The organism is Streptomyces sp. NPDC005195 (assembly GCF_040608315.1).
Taxonomy (GTDB): Bacteria; Actinomycetota; Actinomycetes; order Streptomycetales; family Streptomycetaceae; genus Streptomyces; species Streptomyces kaempferi.
The window spans coordinates 289,149-312,080 of sequence record NZ_JBEXHZ010000004.1 but is presented as its reverse complement, the minus strand read 5'-3'; the positions used below and the strand labels follow the sequence as shown (position 1 = coordinate 312,080).

The window sequence follows — 22,932 nt, the reverse complement described above, 5'->3', positions numbered from 1 at the left end:
TCTCACCTGCCCGGGAGCAAGAAAAAGGGCCCTGCGAGGCAGGGCCCTTCGTGTGATGAGTGTGTCTTGTACGTGTCCTGCTACGAGGGGGACATCAGGGAACGAGCGTGACCGGCGGCGTGGTCGGCCAGCTCATCCTGATCAGTCCACCGTGCTCGTCGGCGCTGACTTCCACGTCGTCGACGAGGCCGCTGATGACCGCGAGGCCCATCTCGTCCTCCTCGGCGTCCGTGTCGGCATTGCCGGGAGAGGCTCCGGACACCGTCGCACCGAGCGCCGAACGCGGCGCCTCGTCGCCGACCTCGATGGAGAACTGCTTCTCCTCCTCGATCAGCGTCACCCGCACCGGCGCCGAGATGCCGCCGCTCTGGTGCAGTCCGACGGCACGGCTGCAGGCCTCGCCCACGGCGAGTCTGACCTCGTCGAGGACGGCCTCGTCCACTCCGGCCCTGCGCGCCACCGCTGCCGCCACCAGTCGGGCGGTCCTGACGTGCTCGGGCAGCGCGCTGAAGCGGAGCTCAACGGTGGCCATGCATCCCCCTCAACTACGGGCGTGCTGTCAGGGGGCCGGGCCGCCGAGGCCCAGTCCCCCTCCATTGCTTCTACCGTCTCGGACGCCACGCTCCCGTGGCGCCCCGTGACGGGGTCAGTCGGTGGCCGCTACCGCTTCCTCGACCGAGGTGTGGATGGGGAACACCTTGGTGAGACCGGTGATACGGAAGATCTTCAGAATGCGCTCCTGGTTGCAGACCAGTCGCAGCGAGCCCTCATGGGCACGCACACGCTTCAGGCCGCCCACCAAAACGCCGAGCCCGGTGGAGTCGAGGAAGTCCACGCCCTCCATGTCGACGACAAGATGGAAACTGCCGTCGTTCACCAGCTCGACCAGCTGCTCACGCAGCTTGGGCGCGGTATATACATCGATTTCGCCACCGCCCTCGACGACCGTACGATCGCCGACGGTACGGGTCGACAGGGACAGGTCCACGGATCCTCCAGCACCTTGCTATCGAGCGGTCGCCCGAAGGGACACCTCGGCAGAGCCCCCGGGACGGTTCGCCAGCCGCGATGGCATTCAATCACTTACCGGCAGGCGTGCACGACGCCTTGAGCCCATTGTCCGTCACGCCAGTGACACACTCGATGCCGATGGCCAAGAATCACCGATCCGATCGAACCTCGTCGGACACCGCTTCCCGCCCGTCTCCGGGCACGGTCCTGGGCCTGCTCGCCTCGGGGCCGAGCCGGGCTTCGCGCATCACTCATACGGAGCACTTGCCCCCGCGGGCGGGTCGCCATGCCGTATGGCCCGATCGGATCCGATCGGAGGTCGTCGCCGCCGTGCAGGCCGCGGGCATCGAGCACCCCTGGGCCCACCAGGCGCTCGCCGCCGAGCACGCCCTGGACGGCGAGTCCGTGATCGTCGCCACCGGCACGGCCTCAGGCAAGTCCCTGGCATACCTCGCGCCGGTCCTCACAGCCCTTCTGGACGGCTCCGAGGCGCCGAACGGCCGAGGGGCCACCGCGCTCTACCTGGCGCCCACAAAGGCCCTCGCAGCCGATCAGCGGCGTTCCGTGAAGGAACTTTCACAACCTCTGGGCAACGCCGTCCGCCCGGCCGTGTACGACGGCGACACCCCGTTCGAGGAACGCGAGTGGGTCCGCCAGTACGCCAACTACGTCCTGACCAACCCCGACATGCTGCATCGCGGGATACTTCCCTCCCACCCTCGCTGGGCCTCCTTCCTCCGTGCCCTGAAGTACGTCGTCATCGACGAGTGCCACACCTACCGTGGCGTCTTCGGCTCCCACGTCGCCCAGGTGCTGCGCCGACTGCGCCGCCTGTGCGCCCGCTACGGCTCCTCGCCCGTCTTCCTGCTGGCCTCCGCGACCGCCGCCGAACCCTCCGTCGCCGCCCGTCGCCTGACCGGCCTCCCGGTGGTCGAGGTCGCCGACGACGCCTCCCCGCGCGGCGAGCTGGTCTTCGCCCTCTGGGAACCCCCGCTCACCGAACTGCACGGCGAGAAGGGCGCGCCCGTCCGGCGTACCGCCACCGCCGAGACCGCCGACCTCCTGACGGACCTGACCGTCCAGGGCGTGCGCTCGGTCGCCTTCGTACGGTCCCGGCGCGGCGCCGAACTGATCGCGGTGATCGCCCAGGAGCGGCTGGCCGAGGTCGACCGCTCGCTCGTCCGGCGCGTGGCGGCGTACCGCGGCGGCTACCTCCCCGAAGAGCGCCGCGCCCTCGAACGCGCCCTGCACTCCGGAGAACTCCTCGGTCTCGCCGCCACCACCGCCCTCGAACTCGGCGTCGACGTCTCCGGACTGGACGCGGTCGTCATCGCCGGCTACCCGGGCACCCGAGCGTCCCTGTGGCAGCAGGCGGGCCGCGCCGGCCGCTCGGGGCAGGGCGCGCTCGCGATCCTCGTCGCCCGCGACGACCCGCTGGACACGTTCCTCGTCCACCACCCCGAAGCACTGTTCGACCAACCGGTGGAATCCACGGTCCTCGACCCCGACAACCCGTACGTCCTCGCCCCCCACCTGTGCGCCGCCGCCTCCGAGATCCCTCTCACGGACGAGGACCTGGAGCTGTTCGGGCCGGCCGCCGCGGATCTGCTCCCGCAACTGGAGGCCGCGAAACTGCTGCGCCGCCGGACGAAGGCCTGGCACTGGACACGCCGGGAGCGGGCCGCCGACCTGACCGACATCCGCGGCGAGGGCGGCAGCCCGGTGCAGATCGTCGAGGCCGGAACGGGGCGGCTGCTCGGCACGGTGGACGCCGGCGCCGCGCACACGACGGTGCACGAGGGCGCGGTCCATCTGCACCAGGGCCGTACGTACCTGGTGCAGCACCTGGACCTGGAGGACTCCGTCGCACTGGTCGAGGAGGCCAACCCGCCGTACTCGACGGTCGCCCGCGACACGACCGCCATCTCCGTCCTCGAGACGGACACCGAAATCCCCTGGGGCGAGGGCCGGTTGTGCTACGGCTCCGTCGAAGTCACCAACCAGGTCGTCTCCTTCCTGCGCCGTAGGGTCATCACCGGGGAAGTACTGGGTGAGTCGAAGCTCGACCTCCCTCCGCGCACACTCCGCACGCGTGCCGTGTGGTGGACGGTCACCGAGGATCAGCTGGACGCCGCCCGCATCGGTCCGGAGATCCTCGGCGGCGCCCTGCACGCCGCCGAACACGCGTCGATCGGCATGCTCCCGCTGTTCGCCACCTGCGACCGCTGGGACATCGGCGGCGTGTCCGTCCCGCTGCACCCCGACACCCTGCTGCCCACGGTGTTCGTCTACGACGGTCACCCCGGCGGCGCGGGCTTCGCCGAACGTGCCTTCCACACCGCCCGTGCCTGGCTCACCGCCACCCGTGAGGCCATCTCGTCCTGCGAGTGCGAGGCGGGCTGCCCGTCCTGCATCCAGTCCCCCAAGTGCGGCAACGGCAACGACCCGCTGCACAAACGGGGTGCCGTCCGGCTGCTCACCGAACTGCTGCGGGGAGCGCCGCCGGAGTAGCCGCCGGGTCGACCGGTGTGGCGGGGCCCGCTCTGGATCTGATCTCCGCGGCGAAGGGGCCCGCACCCGACACGGCCATGACGTCCGCGATCTCGCCCTCCACCGCGCACCGCGCCAGCCGGGCACGCTGGGCCCGGGCCACCCGGTCCGCCTCGGCGCAGGCCTCCGCGCTCCCGTCCCTCCAGTGGTCCGCGGCGGCGAGCGCGGCCAGGTCGGCCGCCCCCGCCGCGCGGTGGCGCACCACGACCGCCTGCCCCATGGCCAGGACCGCCCCGAAGACGGCACACAGCAGGGCGATCACCCCGACCGCCCACACGGTCGCCGACCCCCTGTCCGAGAAATCCGGGGACCGCGTCCGCCGCCTCACCCACACGGCAGCCCGTGTGGCCCGGAGCAGGGCGTGTGGAGAGCGGAGGAGGGCGCACGGAGGCCGGAGGAGGCCGCGCGGCCCGAGAAGGGTGTGCGGGGGCCCGAGGAGAGCGCGGGGCCGGAGAAGGGCGCGCAGAGGTCCTGAGAGGGTGCGCTGGGACCCTGCGGGGGTGCGCTGGCGCCCTGCGGGGGATCGCGTGAGCCCGCGCCGGTCACGCGGGGGTCGGAGGGCGTCGGGCATCGGCACGAGGCGGACGCGTCGCGCGCTATGACCTCGTGTCATCGCCGGTCACCCCCACGGTCTCCTCCGCCAGGGCCACGGCCTCGTCGCTCAGCTCCACGGACAGCGCGTCGGGCCCCGGCGCGTTCGCCGTGACCGTCACCCGGACCAGATCACCCGTCCGGCTCACCGTGACCCCGGCACCGCGCGGTGCCGCGCGGCGGGCGGTCGCCAGGACCGTGTCGGGCGGGTCCTGGCGGGCCGCCGCGCGGGCGCCCGCCCTCGCCGCGTCCACGCACTGGATCTGCGCGGACGCGGCGAGCAGGGCCCACACCAGCGCCATTCCGACGAGCACCAGCGAGGGCAGCACCACCGCGGCCTCGGCGGTCACGAATCCGCGGTCGCCGCACCGGACCGGGCCGGCCGCCACCGGCTCATGTCGGGACATTGAGCGCCCGCCCCACGATGTCCTGCAACTCCGCGCTGACCTGACCGCTCGTCACCACCTTGTAGAGCACGGCCGCGAAGGCCACCGCCGCGATGACACCCACCGCGTACTCGGAGGTGACCATTCCCGCGTCCCCGCGCGCCGCCAGGCCGCGCATCCATGCCCGTACCCGTACTCGTACCGTCCTGCGCATCTCAACCCCCGTGGGTTCGATCCTGCTGATCACTTGACTCGTGTCGTCACTCGACGCCTGTCGCCGGCCGTCCGGCCGGTCATCCACCACCTCCCAGCACCCCGTCCGCCAGCCCGATCACCACGGGCAGGACACCGATCGCGAGGAACGCGGGCAGGAAGCACAGCCCCACGGGCACGGTGACCATGACGGCCGCCCTGCGTGCCCGCGCCGTCGCGCTCCGCCCCCGTTCGGCGCGGGCCTCGGTGGCGAGTCGCCCGACCGGCACGGCCGCCGGCACCCCCGACTCGCCCGCCCGCTCCAGCAGCCGCGCCAGACCCCCGGCACCCGGTATCGACGCCAACCTCCGCCACGCGTCCGCCGGTTCGCCTCCGAGCCGCACCTCCGCGGCACCCCGGGCAAGCCGCTCCCCGACGGGCCCGCCGAGGGCCTCGCCCACGGCCCGGGCCGCCCCCACGGGATCCGCCCCCGCCGCGATGCAGGCCGCCACCAGGTCGGCGGCGAGCGGAAGCTGCCGGGCGGCCCGCGTCACGTCGTACTCCTCCACCCGCTCCGGCCCGCGCCTCCGGCGCCACCGAAGGATCCCGAGCCCGGCGACCAGTCCCGTCACGACCCCGGCCGGCCCTCCGACCAGCACCCAGCCGGCGCACACGGCGCCCACCGGCGGCAGCCACCTCAGGCCCGCGCCCCGGACGTCGAATCGCCGCCGCTGTGGCGGCCGCCGCGGGTCCAGCAACCCGGCCAGCCTCCTGCGCGCCCGCCGCTCGTACCGCGCCCTGCCGAACGCCCGCACCAGCCACCCGAGCGCCATCGCACCGCACCCGAGCATGCCCAGCCTGTGGACAATCTCCGCACTCATGCCGCCTCCGCTCCCTTCACGATGCGTAGCGCCCACCACAGCCCCACGCCCTCCAGCACCCCACCGACCAGCAGGCAACCCAGGCCCGGCCCGCTGTGCAGCAGCACGTGCAGCGGATCCGCGCCCAGCGCCGTGCCGAGCAACAGCCCCAGGACCGGCAGCCCCGCGAGCATCACCGCCGTCGACCGCGACCCCGCCAACTGGGCTCTCAGATCGGCCCGCTGGTCGCGCTCCGCGCACAGCGCCCCTTCCAGGCGGTCCAGCCCCGCCGCGAGACCCGCACCCCGGTCCACGGCCACCCGCCAGCACGCGGCGAGCCCCACCAGCCCCTCGGCCCCCGGCTGCCGTGCCGCGTCGGTCAGCGCGTCCGGCACGTCCCCGCCGAACCGCGCCGCGGCCAGTACCCCCGCCCGCCCCTCGCCGAGGCCGCCCGAGTCGTGCGCGGCGTTCAACAGCGCCTCGCCCGGCTGCCGTCCGGCCCGCACCTCACCGGCGAGGGCCCCGCACAGGGCGATCACCGCGTCGCCCCGGCGCTCCCGCTCCCGGTCCGCCTCCCCGGCCCGTCGTACCCGCCGGAACAACGGCACCCCGGCCGCGCCGAGGAGCAGCGGCACGACCGAGGCACCCAGCAGCGCGACCGCCAACCCGGCCACCAGCGACCACCCTTCGGGCCGCAGCCGCCCGCGCAGCCGCCGCCATCCGGCCCGCGCCCTCTCCCCCGCCGGTGGTCCGGCCGCCACCGCGCCGCCCGCACACAGCAGCCGCGCTCTGCGCGCCCCCGAGTTCCACCCGCCCATCAGCCAGGCGGCCGTCCCGGCGCACGCCATGGCTGCCCCCAGCGACATCCCGCCCGTCCCCGTCACCACGGTCCGCTCCCCTCGCTCCCCTCGCGGAGCAGCCCCCGCAGCCGCTCCCAACCCGGCTCGTACGCGAACGCCCGAGCGCCCCACCGCAGCGCGGGAACCGTCACCACCAGGCCCGACGGATCGCGCTCGAGGACGTGGACTTCGGCGATGCGCCGACGCCCCGCCCGGTCACGCGCGAGGTGCAGGACCACTGACAGCGCCGCCGCCAACTGGCTGTGCAGGGCGGCCCTGTCGAGCCCGGCGGCGGTACCCAGGGCCTCCAGGCGGGCCGGTACCTGCGCCGCCGCGTTCGCGTGCACCGTTCCGCACCCGCCCTCGTGGCCCGTGTTGAGCGCCGCCAGCAGCGAGACGACCTCCGGTCCGCGCACCTCACCGACGACCAGCCGGTCAGGTCGCATGCGCAGGGCCTGGCGGACCAGGTCCTGCAGTGCCACGAGCCCGGCGCCCTCCTGGTTGGCGGGCCGCCCCTCCAACCGGACCACATGGGGATGGTCGGGCCGCAGCTCCGCCGAGTCCTCGGCCAGCACGATCCGCTCCCCCGGGCCGACCAGCCCCAGCAGCGCGCTCAGCAGCGTCGTCTTTCCCGAGCCGGTGCCGCCGCTGATCAGGAAGGACAGCCGGGCCTCCAGCAGGGCCCGCAGCACCCGGTCGCCGCCGGGCGGCACCGTCCCGGCGGCCACCAGTTCGTCGAGCGTGAAAGCGCGCGGTCGTACGACACGCAGCGACAGGCAGGTGGAGCCGACGGCGACCGGTGGCAGTACCGCGTGCAGCCGGGTGCCGTCCGGAAGCCGGGCGTCGACCCAGGGCCGCGCGTCGTCGAGCCTCCGTCCGGCCACGGCCGCGAGGCGCTGTGCGAGGCGCCGCACGGCCGCCGCGTCCGGGAAGGCGACGGCCGTCAGTTCCAGTCCGCCGCCCCGGTCGACCCAGACCCGATCGGGCGCCGACACCAGGACGTCGGTGACCGACGGGTCGGCGAGCAGAGGTTCCAGAGGTCCACTGCCGACCAGTTCGGAGCGCAGCTGCCGGGCGGCTCCGAGGACTTCGGTGTCACCGAGGACGCGGCCCTGCGCGCGCAGGGCCTGCGCCACGCGTGCCGGTGTGGGCTCCGACCCGCTCTCGGCGAGCCACTGCCGTACACCGTCCAACAGCTCCGTTCGCCCTGTGTGCCCCATGTGCCCCACGGCTCCTGACGGTCCGGCCTTCCCGCCCTGCCCCAGGGACCCCGTGTCCCCTCGCGGGCCCGGTGGACGTCTCCGGGCTGGCGTGCCTGACAGTTCTGGCGGCCTTGGCGGCCCCGGCAGACCCGTAGGCCCTGTCCGCCCAAGCGGTTCCGTCCGTCGTGTCGGCCCTGTCGGATCCTCGGCTCGGCCCGGTGTCATGGCTCCGCCCAGGGCCGCGACTCGCCGCGTCCTCGCAACGGTGTCCCGGTTCACGCGACCCCGCCCTCCCCCGCCACGCGCTCCCAGAAGGCGGTGCAGAACCGGGCCAGCGGGCCCCGTACCGCTCCGCCGGGTGGCACACCGGAGTCCAGCGGCGGGGATTCGGCGGGCACTTCACCGACCAGTGGCAGCCCTAGCAGCCGGGCCACCTCGCGGTCGTCGAGACCCGGAGCGTAGGGACCCCGGACCGCCACCCGCAGATCCCGCAGGACCATGCCGACCGCGGACGCCACCCGGCCGGCCGCCGCGACCGCGCGCAGGTCGGCGGGGACCACCAACAGTCCGAGGTCGAGCTGGGCGAGGGCCTCCGCGACGCCGTCGTCGACACGGCGGGGCAGGTCGACGACCACCGCGCCGCCACGCCGTCTGGCCGCGGCCAGAACAGCGCGGACCGCTTGCGACGGGATGACGACGGAATCACCGCGATCCCAGCTGAGAACACGCAGCGCGTGCAGTTCGGGCAGGGACTCCTCCAGCGCGCCGCCGCCGACCCGGCCGCGGGAAGCGGCGAACGACGGCCAGCGCAGGCCCTCCACCGCCTCTCCGCCGAGCAGCACATCGAGTCCGCCACCCAGGGGATCGGCGTCCACGAGCAGGGTGCGGCGTCCCTCGCGCGCCGAGGTGACGGCGAGCGCGCAGGCCAGCGTGGACGCTCCCGCGCCGCCCCTACCGCCGATCACGCCCACCGTGAGCGCGGGCCGGCCCACGCCCTCGGCCACGTCGGCGATGCGGTCGACCAGCCACTGCTCACCGTCGGGCAGCATCAGGACATGGTCGGCGCCGATCTCCACGGCCCGCCGCCAGACGCCCGAGTCGTCCTGGTCCCGCCCGACCAGAACCACTCCGCGCCTGCGCACGGCCCCCCGCACCCGCCGCGCGGCGTCGTCGCCGACCAGCACCAGCGGTGCCGCCTCCCAGCCGCCTCCGCGCTCCGGCACACCGTGGTGCACCTCCGGCCTCGCACCCGCCGCCGCGCACAGGCGCAGCAGGTCATCGAGGAGTTCGACGTCCTCCGTGACGATCAATGGTCCGCCCTGCCGCCCGTCGGCGGCGGGCGGCACGTCGTGTGTGATGGCTCCCGCCACGATCTCCAGCCCCCTTCGCTGCTCCCTGCGCGGAGCCCGCAGCGTTCCCTGCGGACCCGCGATTCCCGCCCGTACGGAGAACCGGCGAGCGGCCTCCATATGAACGGCCGATACGAACCGGCCGAACGCGTCCCGCAAACGGAACCGGCCGTGAACTTGCCGCGAGGAACTCGCCGCGAGCGGGACGCGCTGGAATCACGGTGCAGCGATCCAGGAAATCGTGTGGATCTTGGTCGATAACTGTGGACAACTCAGTGGTTGTGAATATCGCCTTCACTCATACCGGAGACCTGTGCGCGACTTCCGCAGAGCAGCGCAACGGCTACACACAGTGACCGAATGTGGGCATGCCGAAGGGCCCGCCGCAGCGGTGGCAACAGGGTTTCAGGGCCGCGCAAGAGAGGGGGAAAAACCCATCCGGACATGCGACGACCCCCGCCGGGGGGGAGAGCGGGGGTCGTCCCCACGGCCGACTCGGGGGGGGAGGAGTCGGACCGGGTTAGCACGGTCGCGAACGATCCGTGACTTCCATGGTGTACCCGAGAGGCCTCTCAGGCAAACCCACGCGCACCACAGTAGCCCGAATGGCGGGCGCCTATGCTCGGGCTCGTGGAAAACCACTCCTTGCCTCGCACAGCAGCCTTCTTTGACCTGGACAAGACGGTCATTGCGAAGTCGAGCACGCTCACGTTCAGCAAGTCGTTCTACCAAGGCGGACTGATCAACCGCCGGGCCGTGCTGCGTACGGCATACGCCCAGTTCGTGTTCATGGCGGGCGGCGCTGACCACGACCAGATGGAGCGGATGCGCGCCTACCTGTCCGCGCTCTGTCGCGGCTGGAACGTCCAGCAGGTCAAGGAGATCGTCGCGGAGACGCTGCACGATCTGATCGACCCCATCATCTACGACGAGGCCGCCTCGCTCATCGAGGAGCACCACACCGCCGGACGCGACGTCGTGATCGTGTCCACGTCGGGGGCGGAAGTGGTGGAGCCCATCGGGGAGCTGCTCGGCGCGGACCGGGTGGTGGCCACCCGGATGGTCGTGGGCACGGACGGCTGCTTCACCGGAGAGGTGGAGTACTACGCCTACGGGCCGACGAAGGCCGAGGCGGTGAAGGAGCTGGCCGCGTCCGAGGGGTACGACCTGGCGCGGTGCTACGCGTACAGCGACTCGGCCACCGACATCCCGATGCTGGAGTCCGTCGGTCACCCCCACGCGGTGAATCCGGACCGCACGCTGCGGCGCGAGGCAGCCGCGCGCGGATGGCCCGTTCTGGACTTCCACCGTCCGGTACGGCTCAAGCAGCGGCTGCCCGCACTGTCGGTACCGCAGCGTCCAGCGCTCGTCGCGGCCGCGGCGATAGGAGCGGCGGCGGCCACGGCGGGACTCGTCTGGTACGCGAGCAGGCGGCGCGCCACGGCCCTGTGAGGGCGTCGCACGCGGGGCGTCACGCGTGCGCGTGCGGCGCGATTCCCGCCCGATTCACAGGCCTTTGAACCTAAAAGTAAAGAAGTGCGGCCAGGGGTTCCACTTCCTCCGGACCTGGAGTACAAAGGGTTTAACGGCCCGCGAGACCAAGGACATCCGAAAGGATCACCTTAAAACTCAACCAAGGCCCCACGGACCGAGCATGTACACCAGGCACCCACGCGACGTCGACCCGTCGATTACGGGCCAGCCGCACCAGGTGACGGGCAGCAGTTCCCGACCTGATGGGCAGTACATCGAGGACGCTTGGTAACCCGGTGGGCATGCCAGCGGCGGTACGAGACCTCGTACCGCCGCAACCCTGTGCCAGAACCTAGGCCGCCCCGCGCTGAAGCGCCTCACAGACGGCCGTCGACTCCCTGGCCCCGAGTCCGACCGCCTCGCCGCAGTGGGCGATCCACGCCGCCATACCCCGCGGGGTCCCGGAGACGTAGCCTTCCAGAGCCGCCAGATAGGACGCGCGGCCCAGTTCGGCGTGACCGACCTCCGCCGGACAGACGGACTTCGGGTCCAGGCCACTGCCGATCAGCACGATGCGCTCGGCCGCGCGCGCGACCAGGCCGTTATGGGTCCCGAAGGGGCGCAGGGCGAGCAGTTCGCCGTGCACGACGGCCGCCGTGACCAGTGCCGGCGCCGCACCACCGGCGATGATCAGCTGAGAGAGCCCCTCCAGCCGGCCCGCCACCTCGGCGGCGCCCGGCAGCGGCAGTTCGACGAGCGGCTCGTCGACGGGTTCGCCGTCCTGGCGCGGCCGGCCGACCGCGTCCTCCCCGTCCGCGGCCGCGACGAGATGCAGTCGCGCCAGCACCCGGAGGGGCGACTGCCGCCAGATGGAGAGAAGTTGGCCCGACTCGGCGGTCAGCCGGAGGGCCGCGCCGACCTTGCGGGCCTCGTCGTCCCCGCTGAAGTCGGTGCGGCGGCGCACCTCTTCGAGGGCCCAGTCGGCGCCGGACAGCGCCGCGGAGCCACGCGCGCCACGCAGCGCGGCTTCGGCGGTGATCTCGTTGCTGCGACGTCGCATGACCCGGTGCCCGTAGACCCGGTCCACCGCCTTGCGGACGGACTCCACGGATTCGGCCACCCCGGGCAGCGAGGCCAGGGTCGCGAGCGGATCGGCGGTCGCGCCTGTCGTACTCATGAGTACGACACTACGCACCCCTGCCGCCCGCCCCACGAAGGAGTGGTCTTCTTCACCCCACATGAGCACTCTGAGCTATCAGTCCACTACTCTTGGTGAACATGAAAATTGCTTTCGTGGGGAAGGGCGGCAGCGGCAAGACCACGCTGTCCGCCCTGTTCATCCGCCATCTTGCCGCCTCGGGCGCGCCGGTCGTCGCGGTGGACGCGGACATCAACCAGCACCTCGGGGCGGCGCTCGGACTCGACGAGGAGGTGGCTGTCGCACTGCCCGCCATGGGTGCGCGGCTGCCCCTGATCAAGGACTACCTGCGCGGTTCCAACCAACGGATCGCCTCCGCCGCGACGATGATCAAGACGACCCCGCCCGGCGAGGGTTCACGGCTGCTGCGGGTGCGCGAGAACAATCCGGTGTACGACGCCTGCGCACGGCCGGTGGAACTCGACAGCGGCGACGCCCGTTTGATGGTCACCGGCCCGTTCACCGAGGCCGATCTCGGAGTGTCCTGCTACCACTCCAAGACCGGCGCGGTGGAGCTCTGCCTGAACCACCTCGTCGACGGCAGGGGTGAGTACGTGGTCGTCGACATGACGGCGGGCTCGGACTCCTTCGCGTCCGGCATGTTCACCCGCTTCGACATGACGTTCCTCGTCGCCGAGCCGACCCGGAAGGGAGTCTCCGTCTATCGCCAGTACAGGGACTACGCCCGCGACTTCAAAGTCGCCCTGAAGGTCGTCGGCAACAAGGTGCAGAGCCAGGACGACATCGACTTCCTGCGCGCCGAGGTCGGTGACGACCTCCTGGTCACGGTCGGACACTCGGACTGGGTGCGCGCCATGGAGAAGGGCCGCCCGCCCCGGTTCGAGTACCTGGAGGACACCAACCGCCAGTCCCTGCGGGCCCTCCAGGCCGCTGCGGACGCCACGTACGAGCTGCGGGACTGGAAGCGCTACACGCGCCAGATGGTGCACTTCCACCTGAAGAACGCGAGCAGTTGGGGCAACGAGAGGACCGGGGCGGACCTGGCGGCGCAGGTCGACCCCGGTTTCGTACTCGGCGAGGAGCTGGTGGCTACGGCTTGACCGCCGGCGCTCCGGGGACGCCCTTCGGGGCGGGGGCGGGGCGCCCGGAGAAGAAGGACGCCCAGCCCTGCTTGGGGGCCTCGCCGACGTCGAGGCCGCGCAGCTTGTCGAGCGTGGCCGGGTCCTGGGCGTCGAGCCAGTCGGCGAGGCGGCGGAACGAGACGCAGCGGACGCCTGGCTTGTTGCAGACGTTCTCGATCACCTGGTCGAGGGCGCGCATGTACGTGCCGCCGTTCCAGGACTCGAAGTGGTTGCCGATGACCAGCGGGGCACGGTTGCCGTTGTAGGCGCGCCGGAAGCCCTTGAGCAGGCTGTCACGTACCTGGTTGCCCCAGGTCGCCCGCTTGGCGGGGTCCCCCTGGGTCTGGGTCCCCGACTGGTTGACCATGAAGTTGTAATCCGTGGTGAGCTGCTCGCCGGAGTGCCCGACGAAGGGCACGAGCTGCATGGACAGGTCCCACAGGTTGTCCTTCTTCCTGGGCCAGACCTGGTTGTCGACACCGCTGGTGTCGTAGCGGAAGCCCAGCTGCCGGGCCGCCTTCACGAAGTTCTTCTGGCCCTCCAGGCAGGGCGTGCGGCCGCCGATGAGCTCCTTGTCGTAGTCGAAGGGCAGCGACGGGGCACCCTTCATGCCCGTGTTGGTCCTCCAGGACTTCACGAACGACTTCGCCTGGGCGATCTCGCTCTTCCACTCCTCGACCGACCACTCACCGACGCCGCCCTCCGGCCCACAGAAGTGGCCGTTGAAGTGCGTACCGATCTCGTTGCCCTCCAGCCACGCGCCGCGCAGCTGCTGCAGGGTGTTCCTGATGCCCTCGTCGTCGTTGAAGCCGATCTCCGAGGTACCCGGCGAGTGCTCCGGAGGCCTGTACAGGTCGCGCTTGGCCTCCGGCAGCAGGTACACGCCGCTCAGGAAGTACGTCATCGTCGCCCGGTTGGCCTTGGCGACCTTCCGGAAGTGCGAGAAGAGTTTCTGGCTGTCCTCGCCTGCGCCGTCCCACGAGAAGACCACGAACTGCGGGGGCTTCTGGCCGCGCTTCAGCTTCTCGGGTGCGGGCAGGCGCGGCTGCGCCCCGGTGTACGCGGTGGAGCCGTCACCGATGAGACGGGCGGCGCCCTGAGGTGCCGGCGCCCCCGCGGCGGCTCCCTTCGCGCCGTGCGCACCCTCCTTGGAACCGGTGGTACCGATGGCGCAACCGGCGAGCGCCGCCGCGCAGGCCGCGGTGAGTGCTACCCCCGCGGCGATCCTCTGGGTGGCGGCCATCTCCGCCCACCTTCTTCCTTCGATCGGGGCAACGCCGCCGAGGGCGTCCCGGGGATCTGCAGCGAATACCGACAGCGCCGCCAAGGTCGCACGAGGCCGAGACCGAATAAATACGACAAGCCGATAGAAAGGCCCGTTCACCCACGGGGGTGACTTCTTGCCCCATTTGCGACTAACGTCCACACAAAGCCTTTACTCTGCATTACGATCTATTTACCGAGCGTTGAAAATCCCGCCGCTGCACGCCGTGACCCACGGCCGCGATCCGCCCCCGCCTCCCTGGCTGGGGGACCACCTGTTCCGCGACCGCGCCGCCCCGGAGGAGACGGGAATGTCTGCCTGCGTCCCCACCCGCGCCGCCGACTCGACTCGGCCGAAGCGCAACCACCCGCCCCACAACCGCCCGCCGATTCCGCCCCGCCGATTCCGTATCGCGGGCGCCGATGTGTCGGCATCGATCGCGGTCTTCCTGATCGCGCTGCCTCTGTCCCTGGGTATCGCCCTCGCCACCGGCGCCCCGCTCCAGTCGGGCCTCGTCGCCGCCGCCGTGGGCGGACTCGTCGCCGGCCGGCTCGGGGGTTCACCGCTCCAGGTGAGCGGGCCCGCCGCCGGGCTCACGGTCGTCACCGCCGAGCTCATCCACCGCTACGGATGGCGCACGACCTGCGCCATCACCGTCCTCGCCGGAATCGCCCAACTGGGCCTCGGTTGTCTGCGCGTGGCCCGCACGGCGCTCGCCGTCAGCCCCGCGATCGTGCACGGCATGCTCGCCGGGATCGGCGTGACCATCGCCGTCGCCCAGTTGCACGTCGTACTGGGCGGCATCCCGCAGAGTTCCGTGCTCGAGAACTTCCGCGCGCTGCCCGCCCAGTTGGCGCGCGTACATCCCGGGGCGGTGTCGATGAGCCTGCTGACACTGACGCTCCTGTTCGCCTGGCCGCGGATTCCCGGCCGGGCAGGACACGTCCTGCGCACCATTCCGGCCGCGCTCGTCGCCGTCGCCGGGGCCACCGCGACCGCCTCGCTCGCCGGGCTGGTCCTGCCCAAGGTCGACCTGCCGTCCTGGAGCAGTCACGCCCTGGCCGGGCTGCCCGACGGGCCGGTGCTCGGAATCGCCGCCGCCGTCCTCACCACCACGCTGGTGTGCAGTGTGCAGTCGCTGCTCGGCGCCGTGGCCGTGGACAAACTGGTGTCCGCACGGCCCGACCTGCAGGCCCGGGTGGGTCGCTCCCGTCTGGACCGCGAGCTCCTCGGGCAGGGCGCCGCGAACGCCGTCTCCGGCGCGCTCGGCGGGCTGCCCGTCGCCGGAGTCGCCGTCCGCAGTTCGGCGAACGTGCAAGCCGGTGCCGTGAGCCGGAACTCCACGATGCTGCACGGCGTTTTCGTAGTGATCGCCGCGCTGCTGATGGTCCCGATCCTGGAGCTGATCCCCCTCGCGTCGCTCGCCGCCCTGGTGATGGCAGTCGGCATCCAGATGGTCTCCCTGCACCACATCCGCACGGTCACCCGCCATCGCGAGGCAGTGGTGTACGCGGTCACCACACTCGGTGTCGTGGTCCTCGGCGTCCTGGAGGGCGTTGCCCTGGGGATCGCCGTGGCCGTCGTCGTCGCCATGCACCGCCTCGCGCGCACCCGCATCACACACGAAGAGAGAGGGGGAGTCCATCACATCCATGTATGCGGCCAGTTGACCTTCCTCGCGGTGCCCAGGCTCAGCCGCATCCTGCATCTGGTGCCCCGAGGCACCTCCGCCGTCGTCGAGCTGGACGGTTCGTTCATGGACCACGCGGCGTACGAGTCGCTGCAGGACTGGCAGCAGGCGCACTGCGCACAGGGCGGCACGGTCGAGCTGACCGGACGGACCGGCGGCCGGATCGCCGAGCCGTCGGACTCGTCGCACTGCCGCTGCCGGCCCTGGACACCGTGGCGCAACCACCACTGCGAGCCCTCCACCAACCCGCAGTCCGTGTCCCCCGGTGGCCGGCCGGGCGCGTCGAGTGCACCGGTCGGGCCGGGCGGGTCCGGTGACTCAGGCGGGCCGGGCGACGCGGTGGGTTCCTCCGCGCGGAGCGGGCCGGGCGATCATCGCGGACACGGTGACCATCAACTCGCCCGTGGGATCAGCGCGTTCCAGCGCAACACCGCTCCGCTGGTGCGGGACGAGCTGGCGCGGCTGGCACGAGAGGGGCAGCGACCGTCGCAGCTGTTCCTGACCTGCGCCGACTCACGGCTCGTCACCTCGATGATCACCTCAAGCGGCCCCGGCGACCTCTTCGTCGTCCGCAACGTGGGCAACCTCGTACCGAAGCCCGGGGAGGAGAGCGGCGACGATTCGGTGGCCGCGGCGATCGAGTACGCGGTGGACGTGCTGCATGTGCGGTCCATCACGGTGTGCGGGCACTCGGGATGCGGGGCGATGCAGGCCCTGCTGAACTCGGAGCCCGGCGGAGCGCAGACGCCCCTCAAGCGGTGGCTGCGGCACGGGCTGCCGAGCCTGGAGCGGATGGCCGCCAGGGAGCGGCCGTGGGCCAAGCTCGCCGGACGGGCACCGGCCGACGCGGTGGAACAGCTGTGTCTGACCAACGTGGTGCAGCAGTTGGAGCATCTCCGGGCCCACGACTCCGTGACACGGGCACTGCGCGAGGGCGCGCTCGATCTGCACGGGATGTACTTCCACGTCGGCGAGGCGCAGGCGTACCTGCTGGTCGACCGTGACGGCGACGAGCTGTTCGATGACGTCGGAGCGGCGGAGGATCTGCGCCGTCCCGCGTGACCCCGCCGTGGTGCGCGGCCCCGGTCGACGGGGCCGCGCACCACATGCCGGGCCCTGTGGAGCGCGGGCCGAACGGGTGTATTCGGCTGAGCTGCGACGCGCCCGTCGGCGCGCGTATGCGCCGGCGCGCCGCGCCGCCGGTCGCCATGCCACCGACCTCCGCCAGACCGGTCTTCACGCACGGGTCGCCATGCCACCAGCCTCCACCCGACCGGCCTCCGCGCCGCTCGCCGGGGCCGATCTCGTGCCCGTCCGAACGTGTTCCGGTCCGCGCCGCCTTCGTTGCCGGCGTGCGTCGTCGAGTGAACCCGGACATGGGGCCGTCCGTGCCTCGGGGTACTAAGCCGCCGCCGCGCGACAGCGGACCCGGAGCGGAAGCGGCGCCGGTGCCGAGCCGGTCCCCTGTCGACCGCTCGGTTCCCGGTCCGAGGCGCACCCCTGAAGGACGCAGAAGAATCACTGAAGGAACACTGAGAGACCGCCGGACAAGCCCAGGCCCCCAATAGGTCTAAACCAATTTGAGATCGGCCCTTGTCATCGAGGCCCCTGGTCTGATGAGCTGTGGCCTGGGACACAACGGACACCCTGGGAAAGGGAGATGTCGTGAGCAACGAAAGCCTGGCCAACCTGCTGAAGGAAGAGCGCAGGTTCGCGCCGCCCGCCGACCTGGCGGCGAACGCCAATGTCACCGCGGAGGCGTATGAGCAGGCCAAGGCTGACAGGCTCGGCTTCTGGGCCGAGCAGGCCCGCCGCCTGACCTGGGCCACCGAGCCGACCGAGACACTGGACTGGTCGAACCCGCCGTTCGCCAAGTGGTTCGCCGACGGGAAGCTGAACGTCGCGTACAACTGCGTGGACCGGCACGTGGAAGCAGGGAACGGTGACCGCGTCGCCCTCCACTTCGAGGGCGAGCCGGGCGACAGCCGCGCGATCACCTACGCCGAGCTGAAGGACGAGGTGTCAAAGGCCGCCCACGCCCTGACCGAGCTGGGTGTGGGCAAGGGCGACCGGGTCGCCGTCTATCTGCCGATGATCCCCGAGGCCGTCGTCGCGATGCTGGCCTGCGCCCGGATCGGAGCCGCGCACTCGGTCGTCTTCGGCGGGTTCTCCGCGGAGGCGATCGCCACCCGCATCCAGGACGCCGACGCCAAGCTGGTCATCACCTCCGACGGCGGTTACCGCCGCGGCAAGCCGTCCGCGCTCAAGCCGACCGTGGACGACGCGGTGAGCCGGGTCGACGGGGTCGACAAGGTGCTGGTGGTACGCCGTACCGGGCAGGAGGTCGAGTGGACCGAGGGCCGCGACGTCTGGTGGCACGAGATCGTCGACCGCCAGTCCACCGAGCACACGCCGGAGGCGTTCGACGCCGAGCAGCCGCTGTTCATCCTGTACACGTCCGGGACGACGGGAAAGCCGAAGGGCATCCTGCACACCTCGGGCGGCTATCTCACGCAGGCCTCGTACACCCACCACGCCGTCTTCGACCTCAAGCCGGAGACCGACGTGTACTGGTGCACGGCCGACATCGGCTGGGTCACCGGGCACTCGTACATCACGTACGGACCGCTCTCGAACGGTGCGACACAGGTGATATACGAGGGGACGCCGGACACCCCGCACCAGGGGCGGTTCTGGGAGATCGTGCAGAAGTACGGGGTGACGATTCTCTACACCGCGCCCACCGCGATCCGTACGTTCATGAAGTGGGGCGACGACATCCCCGCGAAGTTCGACCTGTCCTCGCTGCGAGTCCTCGGGTCCGTCGGTGAGCCGATCAACCCCGAGGCCTGGATCTGGTACCGCAAGCACATCGGGGCGGACCGGACGCCGATCGTGGACACGTGGTGGCAGACCGAGACCGGCGCGATGATGATCTCGCCGCTGCCTGGGGTCACCGAGACCAAGCCGGGGTCGGCCCAGCGGCCGCTGCCCGGCATCTCGGCGACGGTCGTCGACGACGACGCCCGGGAGGTCCCCGACGGTGGCGGCGGGTACCTCGTGCTGACCGAGCCGTGGCCGTCGATGCTGCGGACGATCTGGCGCGACGACCAGCGGTACCTCGACACGTACTGGTCGCGCTTCGAGGGCAAGTACTTCGCCGGGGACGGCGCCAAGAAGGACGATGACGGGGACATCTGGCTCCTCGGCCGGGTCGACGACGTCATGCTCGTGTCCGGGCACAACATCTCGACCACGGAGGTCGAGTCGGCGCTCGTGTCGCATCCGTCGGTCGCCGAGGCGGCGGTCGTGGGCGCGGCGGACGAGACGACCGGGCAGGCCATCGTCGCGTTCGTCATCCTGCGCGGCACGGCGTCCGCCGACGACGAAGGGCTCGTGGCCGACCTGCGCAACCACGTCGGCGCGACCCTCGGCCCGATCGCCAAGCCCAAGCGGGTCCTCCCGGTCGCCGAACTGCCCAAGACCCGGTCCGGCAAGATCATGCGCCGCCTGCTGCGTGACGTCGCCGAGAACCGCGAACTGGGTGACGTCACGACCCTCACGGACTCCACGGTGATGGAGCTGATCCAGGAGAAGCTGCCGGCGGCACCCAGCGAGGACTGAGGAACCCCTCCCTCCCGCTCCGCCTCCGGGTGTGGGGGCACCACGTGTGCCCCCACACCCGTGCGCCCACCCTTGTGCGCCCACACCCTCCCCGGGAACACCTCCACACCAAATGTCCGTATAGCGCATTATCGGGCTGTAATGACAAGGTAAACTGAGGCCTCAGGGTGTGCCGGGAAGTCTGGTCGGCAACGTCGTCGGCGACCCCGCCTGACGGTCGTCAGCGAGTCGTACCGACCCGGAGGTCCCCGCCGTGGCCGCGCCCCGTCCGAGCAGCACCACCAGCAACCGCAGGTTCTTCGGGCGGCTGTCCCTGCCCGAGCGGAACTTCGTGGCGGAGGCGCTGCGCACCGAGACCGTCGGCGGCGTACTCCTGCTCGTCGCCGCGATCGCGGCGCTGGTCTGGGCCAACACTCCCCTGCGGGACAGCTACGCCGCCGTGGGCGACTTCCATTTCGGGCCCGCGGCCCTCGGGCTGGGCCTGTCCGTGCGGCACTGGGCGGCCGACGGGCTGCTCGCCGTGTTCTTCTTCGTCGCCGGTATCGAACTCAAGCGCGAACTGGTTGCGGGGGACCTGCGCGATCCGAAGGCCGCGCTGCTGCCGGTCGCCGCGGCGGTCTGCGGAATGGCCGTACCCGCGCTCGTCTACGCCCTCACCAACGCCGCCGGCGAGGGATCCCTCGCCGGCTGGGCCGTGCCCACCGCCACCGACATCGCCTTCGCACTCGCCGTGCTCGCGGTCATCGGCACATCCCTGCCGTCCGCCCTGCGCGCCTTCCTGCTCACCCTCGCCGTCGTGGACGACCTGCTCGCGATCCTGATCATCGCGGTCTTCTTCACCGACACCCTCGACTTCGCGGCGCTCGGCGGGGCCGTCGCCGGGCTCGGCGTGTTCTGGGTGCTCCTACGCAAAGGCGTACGAGGCTGGTATGTGTACGTGCCACTCGCCCTCGCCATCTGGGGGCTGATGTACAACAGCGGCGTCCACGCCACCATCGCCGGTGTCGCCATGGGCCTGATGCTGCGCTGCCACCGGCACGAGGGCGAGGAGCACTCGCCCGGCGAGCACGTGGAGCATCTCGTGCGGCCCCTCTCCGCCGGACTCGCCGTGCCGCTGTTCGCACTGTTCAGCGCGGGTGTCGTGGTCTCCGGCGGAGCGCTGGGGGACGTGTTCACGCGACCCGAGACGCTGGGTGTCGTCCTCGGCCTCGTGGTCGGCAAGTCCGTCGGCGTCTTCGGCGGCACCTGGCTCACGGCCCGGTTCACCAGGGCCTCACTCAGCGACGACCTGGCCTGGCCCGACGTCTTCGCCGTCGCGAGCCTCGCCGGAATCGGCTTCACCGTCTCACTGCTCATCGGCGAACTGGCCTTCGGCAAGGACCCCGTGCTCACCGACGAGGTCAAGGCCGCCGTCCTGGTGGGCTCGCTCGTCGCCGCCGTACTCGCCACGGCACTGCTGAAGGTACGCAACGCCAAGTACCGTGCGCTGTGCGAGGCGGAGGAGCGCGACGAGGACAGCGACGGCATCCCCGACATCTACGAGCAGGACAACCCGGCGTACCACCTGCGGATGGCCGAGATCCACGAACGGAAGGCCGCCGAGCACCGAAGGCTTGCCGAAGTAACGGGCGGGGCAGGCGAGGAGAACGACCGTCCGGCATGATCTGACCAGACGACACAAACACCCGCAGAAGCCAGACGGTACACATATGCAGAAGAGGGAGTCCGCGATGAGCGCACCCGACGGCAGCCCGGTCGGCGCCGAACGCAGCGTCGGTCAGCTGGTCGCCTCGGCGACGGCCGAGATGTCCGCACTGGTGCACGACGAAATCGCACTGGCGAAGGCGCAGCTCAAGCGGGACGTCAAGCGCGGTGCGGTCAGCGGTGGCGCGTTCGCGGCGGCCGGGGCGGTGCTGATCTTCTCCCTCCCCATGCTGAGCTTCGCGCTGGCGTACGGCATCCGGACCTGGACCGACTGGAACCTCGCGATCTGCTTCGTCCTGTCGTTCGCGGCGAATGTGCTGGTCGCCGCCGTCCTCGCGCTGATCGGTGTGGTCTTCGCGAAGAAGGCCAAGAAGGGCAAGGGTCCGCAGAAGGTCGCCGCTTCGGTGAAGGAGACGGCGGGCGTCCTGCAGAACGCCAGGCCGCACCCCCGGCCGGCACCGGTCGAGGACGCCCTGGAAGCTGTGGCACGCTCATCCTCATGACGGACCCCGCCACACCTTCGGCGCACCCCACCTCGGTCGTACGCCTCGGCATCCCCGGCGCCCAAGAGGTGACCCACCGGGACGTCGCCGCCAACGGCGCGCGCTTCCACATCGCCGAGATGGGCGACGGGCCACTGGTCCTGCTGCTGCACGGGTTCCCCCAGTTCTGGTGGACCTGGCGCCGGCAGCTGGTGGCGCTCGCCGACGCCGGGTTCCGGGCCGTGGCCATGGATCTGCGGGGTGTCGGCGGGAGCGATCGCACACCGCGCGGTTACGACCCCGCCAACCTCGCGCTCGACATCACCGGGGTCGTACGGTCCCTCGGCGAGCCCGACGCCGCGCTGGTCGGGCACGACCTGGGCGGATACCTGGCGTGGACGGCGGCCGTGATGCGCCCCAAGTTGGTGCGCCGGCTCGTCGTCTCCTCGATGCCGCATCCCCGGCGCTGGCGCTCGGCGATGCTCTCCGACGTCAGGCAGACCTCCGCGAGTTCGTACATCTGGGGGTTCCAGCGGCCCTGGATTCCCGAGCGTCAACTCGTCGCGGACGACGGTGCCCTGGTGGGCCGTCTGCTGCGGGAGTGGTCGGGGCCGCGGCTGCCGGACGACGAGGCCGTGGACACGTACCGCCGCGCCATGTGCATCCCCTCCACGGCGCACTGCTCCGTCGAGCCGTACCGGTGGATGGTGCGGTCCATGGCCCGCCCGGACGGGATCCAGTTCAACCGGCGTATGAAACGACCCGTTCGGGTGCCGACACTGCATCTGCACGGCTCGCTCGACCCCGTCATGCGGACACGGAGCGCCGCGGGTTCCGGGGAGTACGTCGAAGCGCCGTACCGCTGGCGGCTGTTCGACGGTCTCGGGCACTTCCCCCACGAAGAGGACCCGGTGGCGTTCTCGACCGAACTCGTCAACTGGCTGAAGGATCCCGAGCCCGACCGGTAGGTCATTTTCGGCCAGCCGCCAACACCCTCCGGTGACCGCCCGATCGCGCCCGGTACGCGAAGGGGAACGTCTGTCCGACGAACAGCCAAATGCCTCGCGCATAGGCCAATTGAGGGCCCGGGGCGCGGTTATCGACCTTGGGGCAGGGGCACACGTCGGGGTATGGGCTGGACGCACGACTACAGTGACGCACCACGCAACCGCCGCTCGGCCACGGGCCTGAGCTCCCATCAGAGGGGCACCCCGCAGCTTCCGGGCACGGGCCTCCCGGTGGGAATCCCGCGCATTCTGCGCCGTCGGGCCCGTTGGGTCTCGGTGCGATTGCGCCATCCACGCGGCTGAACCGCCGCCAACCGCCGCCACCCCCGGCGACCCGCTCACTCCGATCACCCGAACGCTCCGGTCGGCCCCAGGGCCGTCCCGAACGCCGTAGCGGTGTGGCGGACGCGGCGACCGGCGGAGGGGTC

Annotated in this window: 20 protein-coding genes; 9 read left to right on the top strand and 11 right to left on the bottom strand. The window is 71.6% G+C overall.

Annotated elements, in window-relative coordinates:
- Positions 1-94 precede the first annotated feature (94 nt).
- Entirely contained in the window at positions 95-532 is a 438-nt protein-coding gene (locus tag ABZV34_RS07685; protein ID WP_356272271.1) for an ATP-binding protein, read from the bottom strand.
- Positions 533-646: 114 nt separating this feature from the next.
- Entirely contained in the window at positions 647-988 is a 342-nt protein-coding gene (bldG, locus tag ABZV34_RS07680; protein ID WP_356272269.1) for an anti-sigma factor antagonist BldG, read from the bottom strand.
- A gap of 80 nt (positions 989-1,068) precedes the next feature.
- On the opposite strand from bldG, the gene ABZV34_RS07675 reads away from it, so the two are divergent.
- Positions 1,069-3,522 carry a DEAD/DEAH box helicase gene (locus ABZV34_RS07675; RefSeq protein ID WP_356272267.1) on the top strand — a complete coding sequence of 818 codons (2,454 nt, stop codon included), beginning with the start codon at positions 1,069-1,071 and terminating at the stop codon, positions 3,520-3,522.
- Here ABZV34_RS07675 and ABZV34_RS07670 read toward each other — a convergent pair.
- The 7 genes from ABZV34_RS07670 to ssd all read right to left on the bottom strand — a co-directional run bounded on the left by ABZV34_RS07670 (position 3,488) and on the right by ssd (position 9,001).
- On the bottom strand, positions 3,488-3,889 hold the full coding sequence (locus tag ABZV34_RS07670) for an Rv3654c family TadE-like protein (protein ID WP_356272355.1): 402 nt from the start codon (positions 3,887-3,889) through the stop codon (positions 3,488-3,490). The genes ABZV34_RS07675 and ABZV34_RS07670 overlap by 35 nt on opposite strands.
- Positions 3,890-4,157: 268 nt before the next feature.
- Entirely contained in the window at positions 4,158-4,559 is a 402-nt protein-coding gene (locus tag ABZV34_RS07665; protein WP_356272265.1) for a TadE family type IV pilus minor pilin, read from the bottom strand.
- Positions 4,546-4,752: a DUF4244 domain-containing protein gene (locus ABZV34_RS07660; RefSeq protein ID WP_356272263.1), complete on the bottom strand. Its 207-nt coding sequence runs from the start codon at positions 4,750-4,752 to the stop codon at positions 4,546-4,548. The genes ABZV34_RS07665 and ABZV34_RS07660 overlap by 14 nt, the downstream gene beginning before the upstream one ends.
- Positions 4,753-4,831: 79 nt before the next feature.
- Positions 4,832-5,611: a type II secretion system F family protein gene (locus ABZV34_RS07655; RefSeq protein ID WP_356272261.1), complete on the bottom strand. Its 780-nt coding sequence runs from the start codon at positions 5,609-5,611 to the stop codon at positions 4,832-4,834.
- Positions 5,608-6,474: a type II secretion system F family protein gene (locus tag ABZV34_RS07650; RefSeq protein ID WP_356272353.1), complete on the bottom strand. Its 867-nt coding sequence runs from the start codon at positions 6,472-6,474 to the stop codon at positions 5,608-5,610. Before ABZV34_RS07650 ends, ABZV34_RS07655 begins: the two co-directional genes overlap by 4 nt.
- On the bottom strand, positions 6,471-7,649 hold the full coding sequence (locus ABZV34_RS07645; protein WP_356272259.1) for a TadA family conjugal transfer-associated ATPase: 1,179 nt from the start codon (positions 7,647-7,649) through the stop codon (positions 6,471-6,473). The genes ABZV34_RS07650 and ABZV34_RS07645 overlap by 4 nt, the downstream gene beginning before the upstream one ends.
- A gap of 257 nt (positions 7,650-7,906) precedes the next feature.
- Entirely contained in the window at positions 7,907-9,001 is a 1,095-nt protein-coding gene (gene ssd / locus ABZV34_RS07640) for a septum site-determining protein Ssd (protein ID WP_356272351.1), read from the bottom strand.
- 597 nt (positions 9,002-9,598) lie between these two features.
- Here ssd and ABZV34_RS07635 point away from each other — a divergent pair.
- The gene (locus tag ABZV34_RS07635; protein WP_356272257.1) at positions 9,599-10,432 is read left to right on the top strand and encodes an HAD-IB family hydrolase; all 834 of its coding nucleotides are present in this window, start codon (positions 9,599-9,601) and stop codon (positions 10,430-10,432) included.
- 373 nt (positions 10,433-10,805) lie between these two features.
- Here the strand turns inward: ABZV34_RS07635 and ABZV34_RS07630 are convergent, their stop codons facing one another.
- Positions 10,806-11,630, bottom strand: a complete 825-nt coding sequence (locus ABZV34_RS07630; protein ID WP_356272256.1) for an oxidoreductase — start codon at positions 11,628-11,630, stop codon at positions 10,806-10,808.
- A gap of 101 nt (positions 11,631-11,731) precedes the next feature.
- Between ABZV34_RS07630 and ABZV34_RS07625 the strand changes: the two genes are divergently transcribed.
- Positions 11,732-12,712 (top strand): ATP-binding protein, encoded by a 981-nt coding sequence (locus ABZV34_RS07625; protein WP_356272254.1) that lies wholly within the window; start codon positions 11,732-11,734, stop codon positions 12,710-12,712.
- Here ABZV34_RS07625 and ABZV34_RS07620 read toward each other — a convergent pair.
- The gene (locus ABZV34_RS07620; RefSeq protein WP_356272252.1) at positions 12,702-13,976 is read right to left on the bottom strand and encodes a hypothetical protein; all 1,275 of its coding nucleotides are present in this window, start codon (positions 13,974-13,976) and stop codon (positions 12,702-12,704) included. The genes ABZV34_RS07625 and ABZV34_RS07620 overlap by 11 nt on opposite strands.
- A 331-nt stretch (positions 13,977-14,307) precedes the next feature.
- On the opposite strand from ABZV34_RS07620, the gene ABZV34_RS07615 reads away from it, so the two are divergent.
- From ABZV34_RS07615 to ABZV34_RS07590, 6 genes are all read left to right on the top strand, one after another.
- Positions 14,308-16,749: a SulP family inorganic anion transporter gene (locus ABZV34_RS07615; RefSeq protein ID WP_356272250.1), complete on the top strand. Its 2,442-nt coding sequence runs from the start codon at positions 14,308-14,310 to the stop codon at positions 16,747-16,749.
- Positions 16,750-17,310: 561 nt separating this feature from the next.
- The gene (acs, locus tag ABZV34_RS07610; protein ID WP_356272248.1) at positions 17,311-19,311 is read left to right on the top strand and encodes an acetate--CoA ligase; all 2,001 of its coding nucleotides are present in this window, start codon (positions 17,311-17,313) and stop codon (positions 19,309-19,311) included.
- A 253-nt stretch (positions 19,312-19,564) separates the two neighbouring features.
- Complete coding sequence (gene nhaA, locus ABZV34_RS07605) at positions 19,565-20,974, top strand: Na+/H+ antiporter NhaA (RefSeq protein ID WP_356272246.1); 1,410 nt, start codon at positions 19,565-19,567, stop codon at positions 20,972-20,974.
- A 67-nt stretch (positions 20,975-21,041) separates the two neighbouring features.
- Positions 21,042-21,518, top strand: a complete 477-nt coding sequence (locus ABZV34_RS07600; RefSeq protein ID WP_356272244.1) for a phage holin family protein — start codon at positions 21,042-21,044, stop codon at positions 21,516-21,518.
- Positions 21,515-22,465, top strand: a complete 951-nt coding sequence (locus ABZV34_RS07595) for an alpha/beta hydrolase (RefSeq protein ID WP_356272242.1) — start codon at positions 21,515-21,517, stop codon at positions 22,463-22,465. The genes ABZV34_RS07600 and ABZV34_RS07595 overlap by 4 nt, the downstream gene beginning before the upstream one ends.
- Before the next feature lie 162 nt (positions 22,466-22,627).
- Positions 22,628-22,807, top strand: a complete 180-nt coding sequence (locus ABZV34_RS07590; protein ID WP_356272241.1) for a hypothetical protein — start codon at positions 22,628-22,630, stop codon at positions 22,805-22,807.
- The last annotated feature ends 125 nt before the right edge of the window (positions 22,808-22,932 follow it).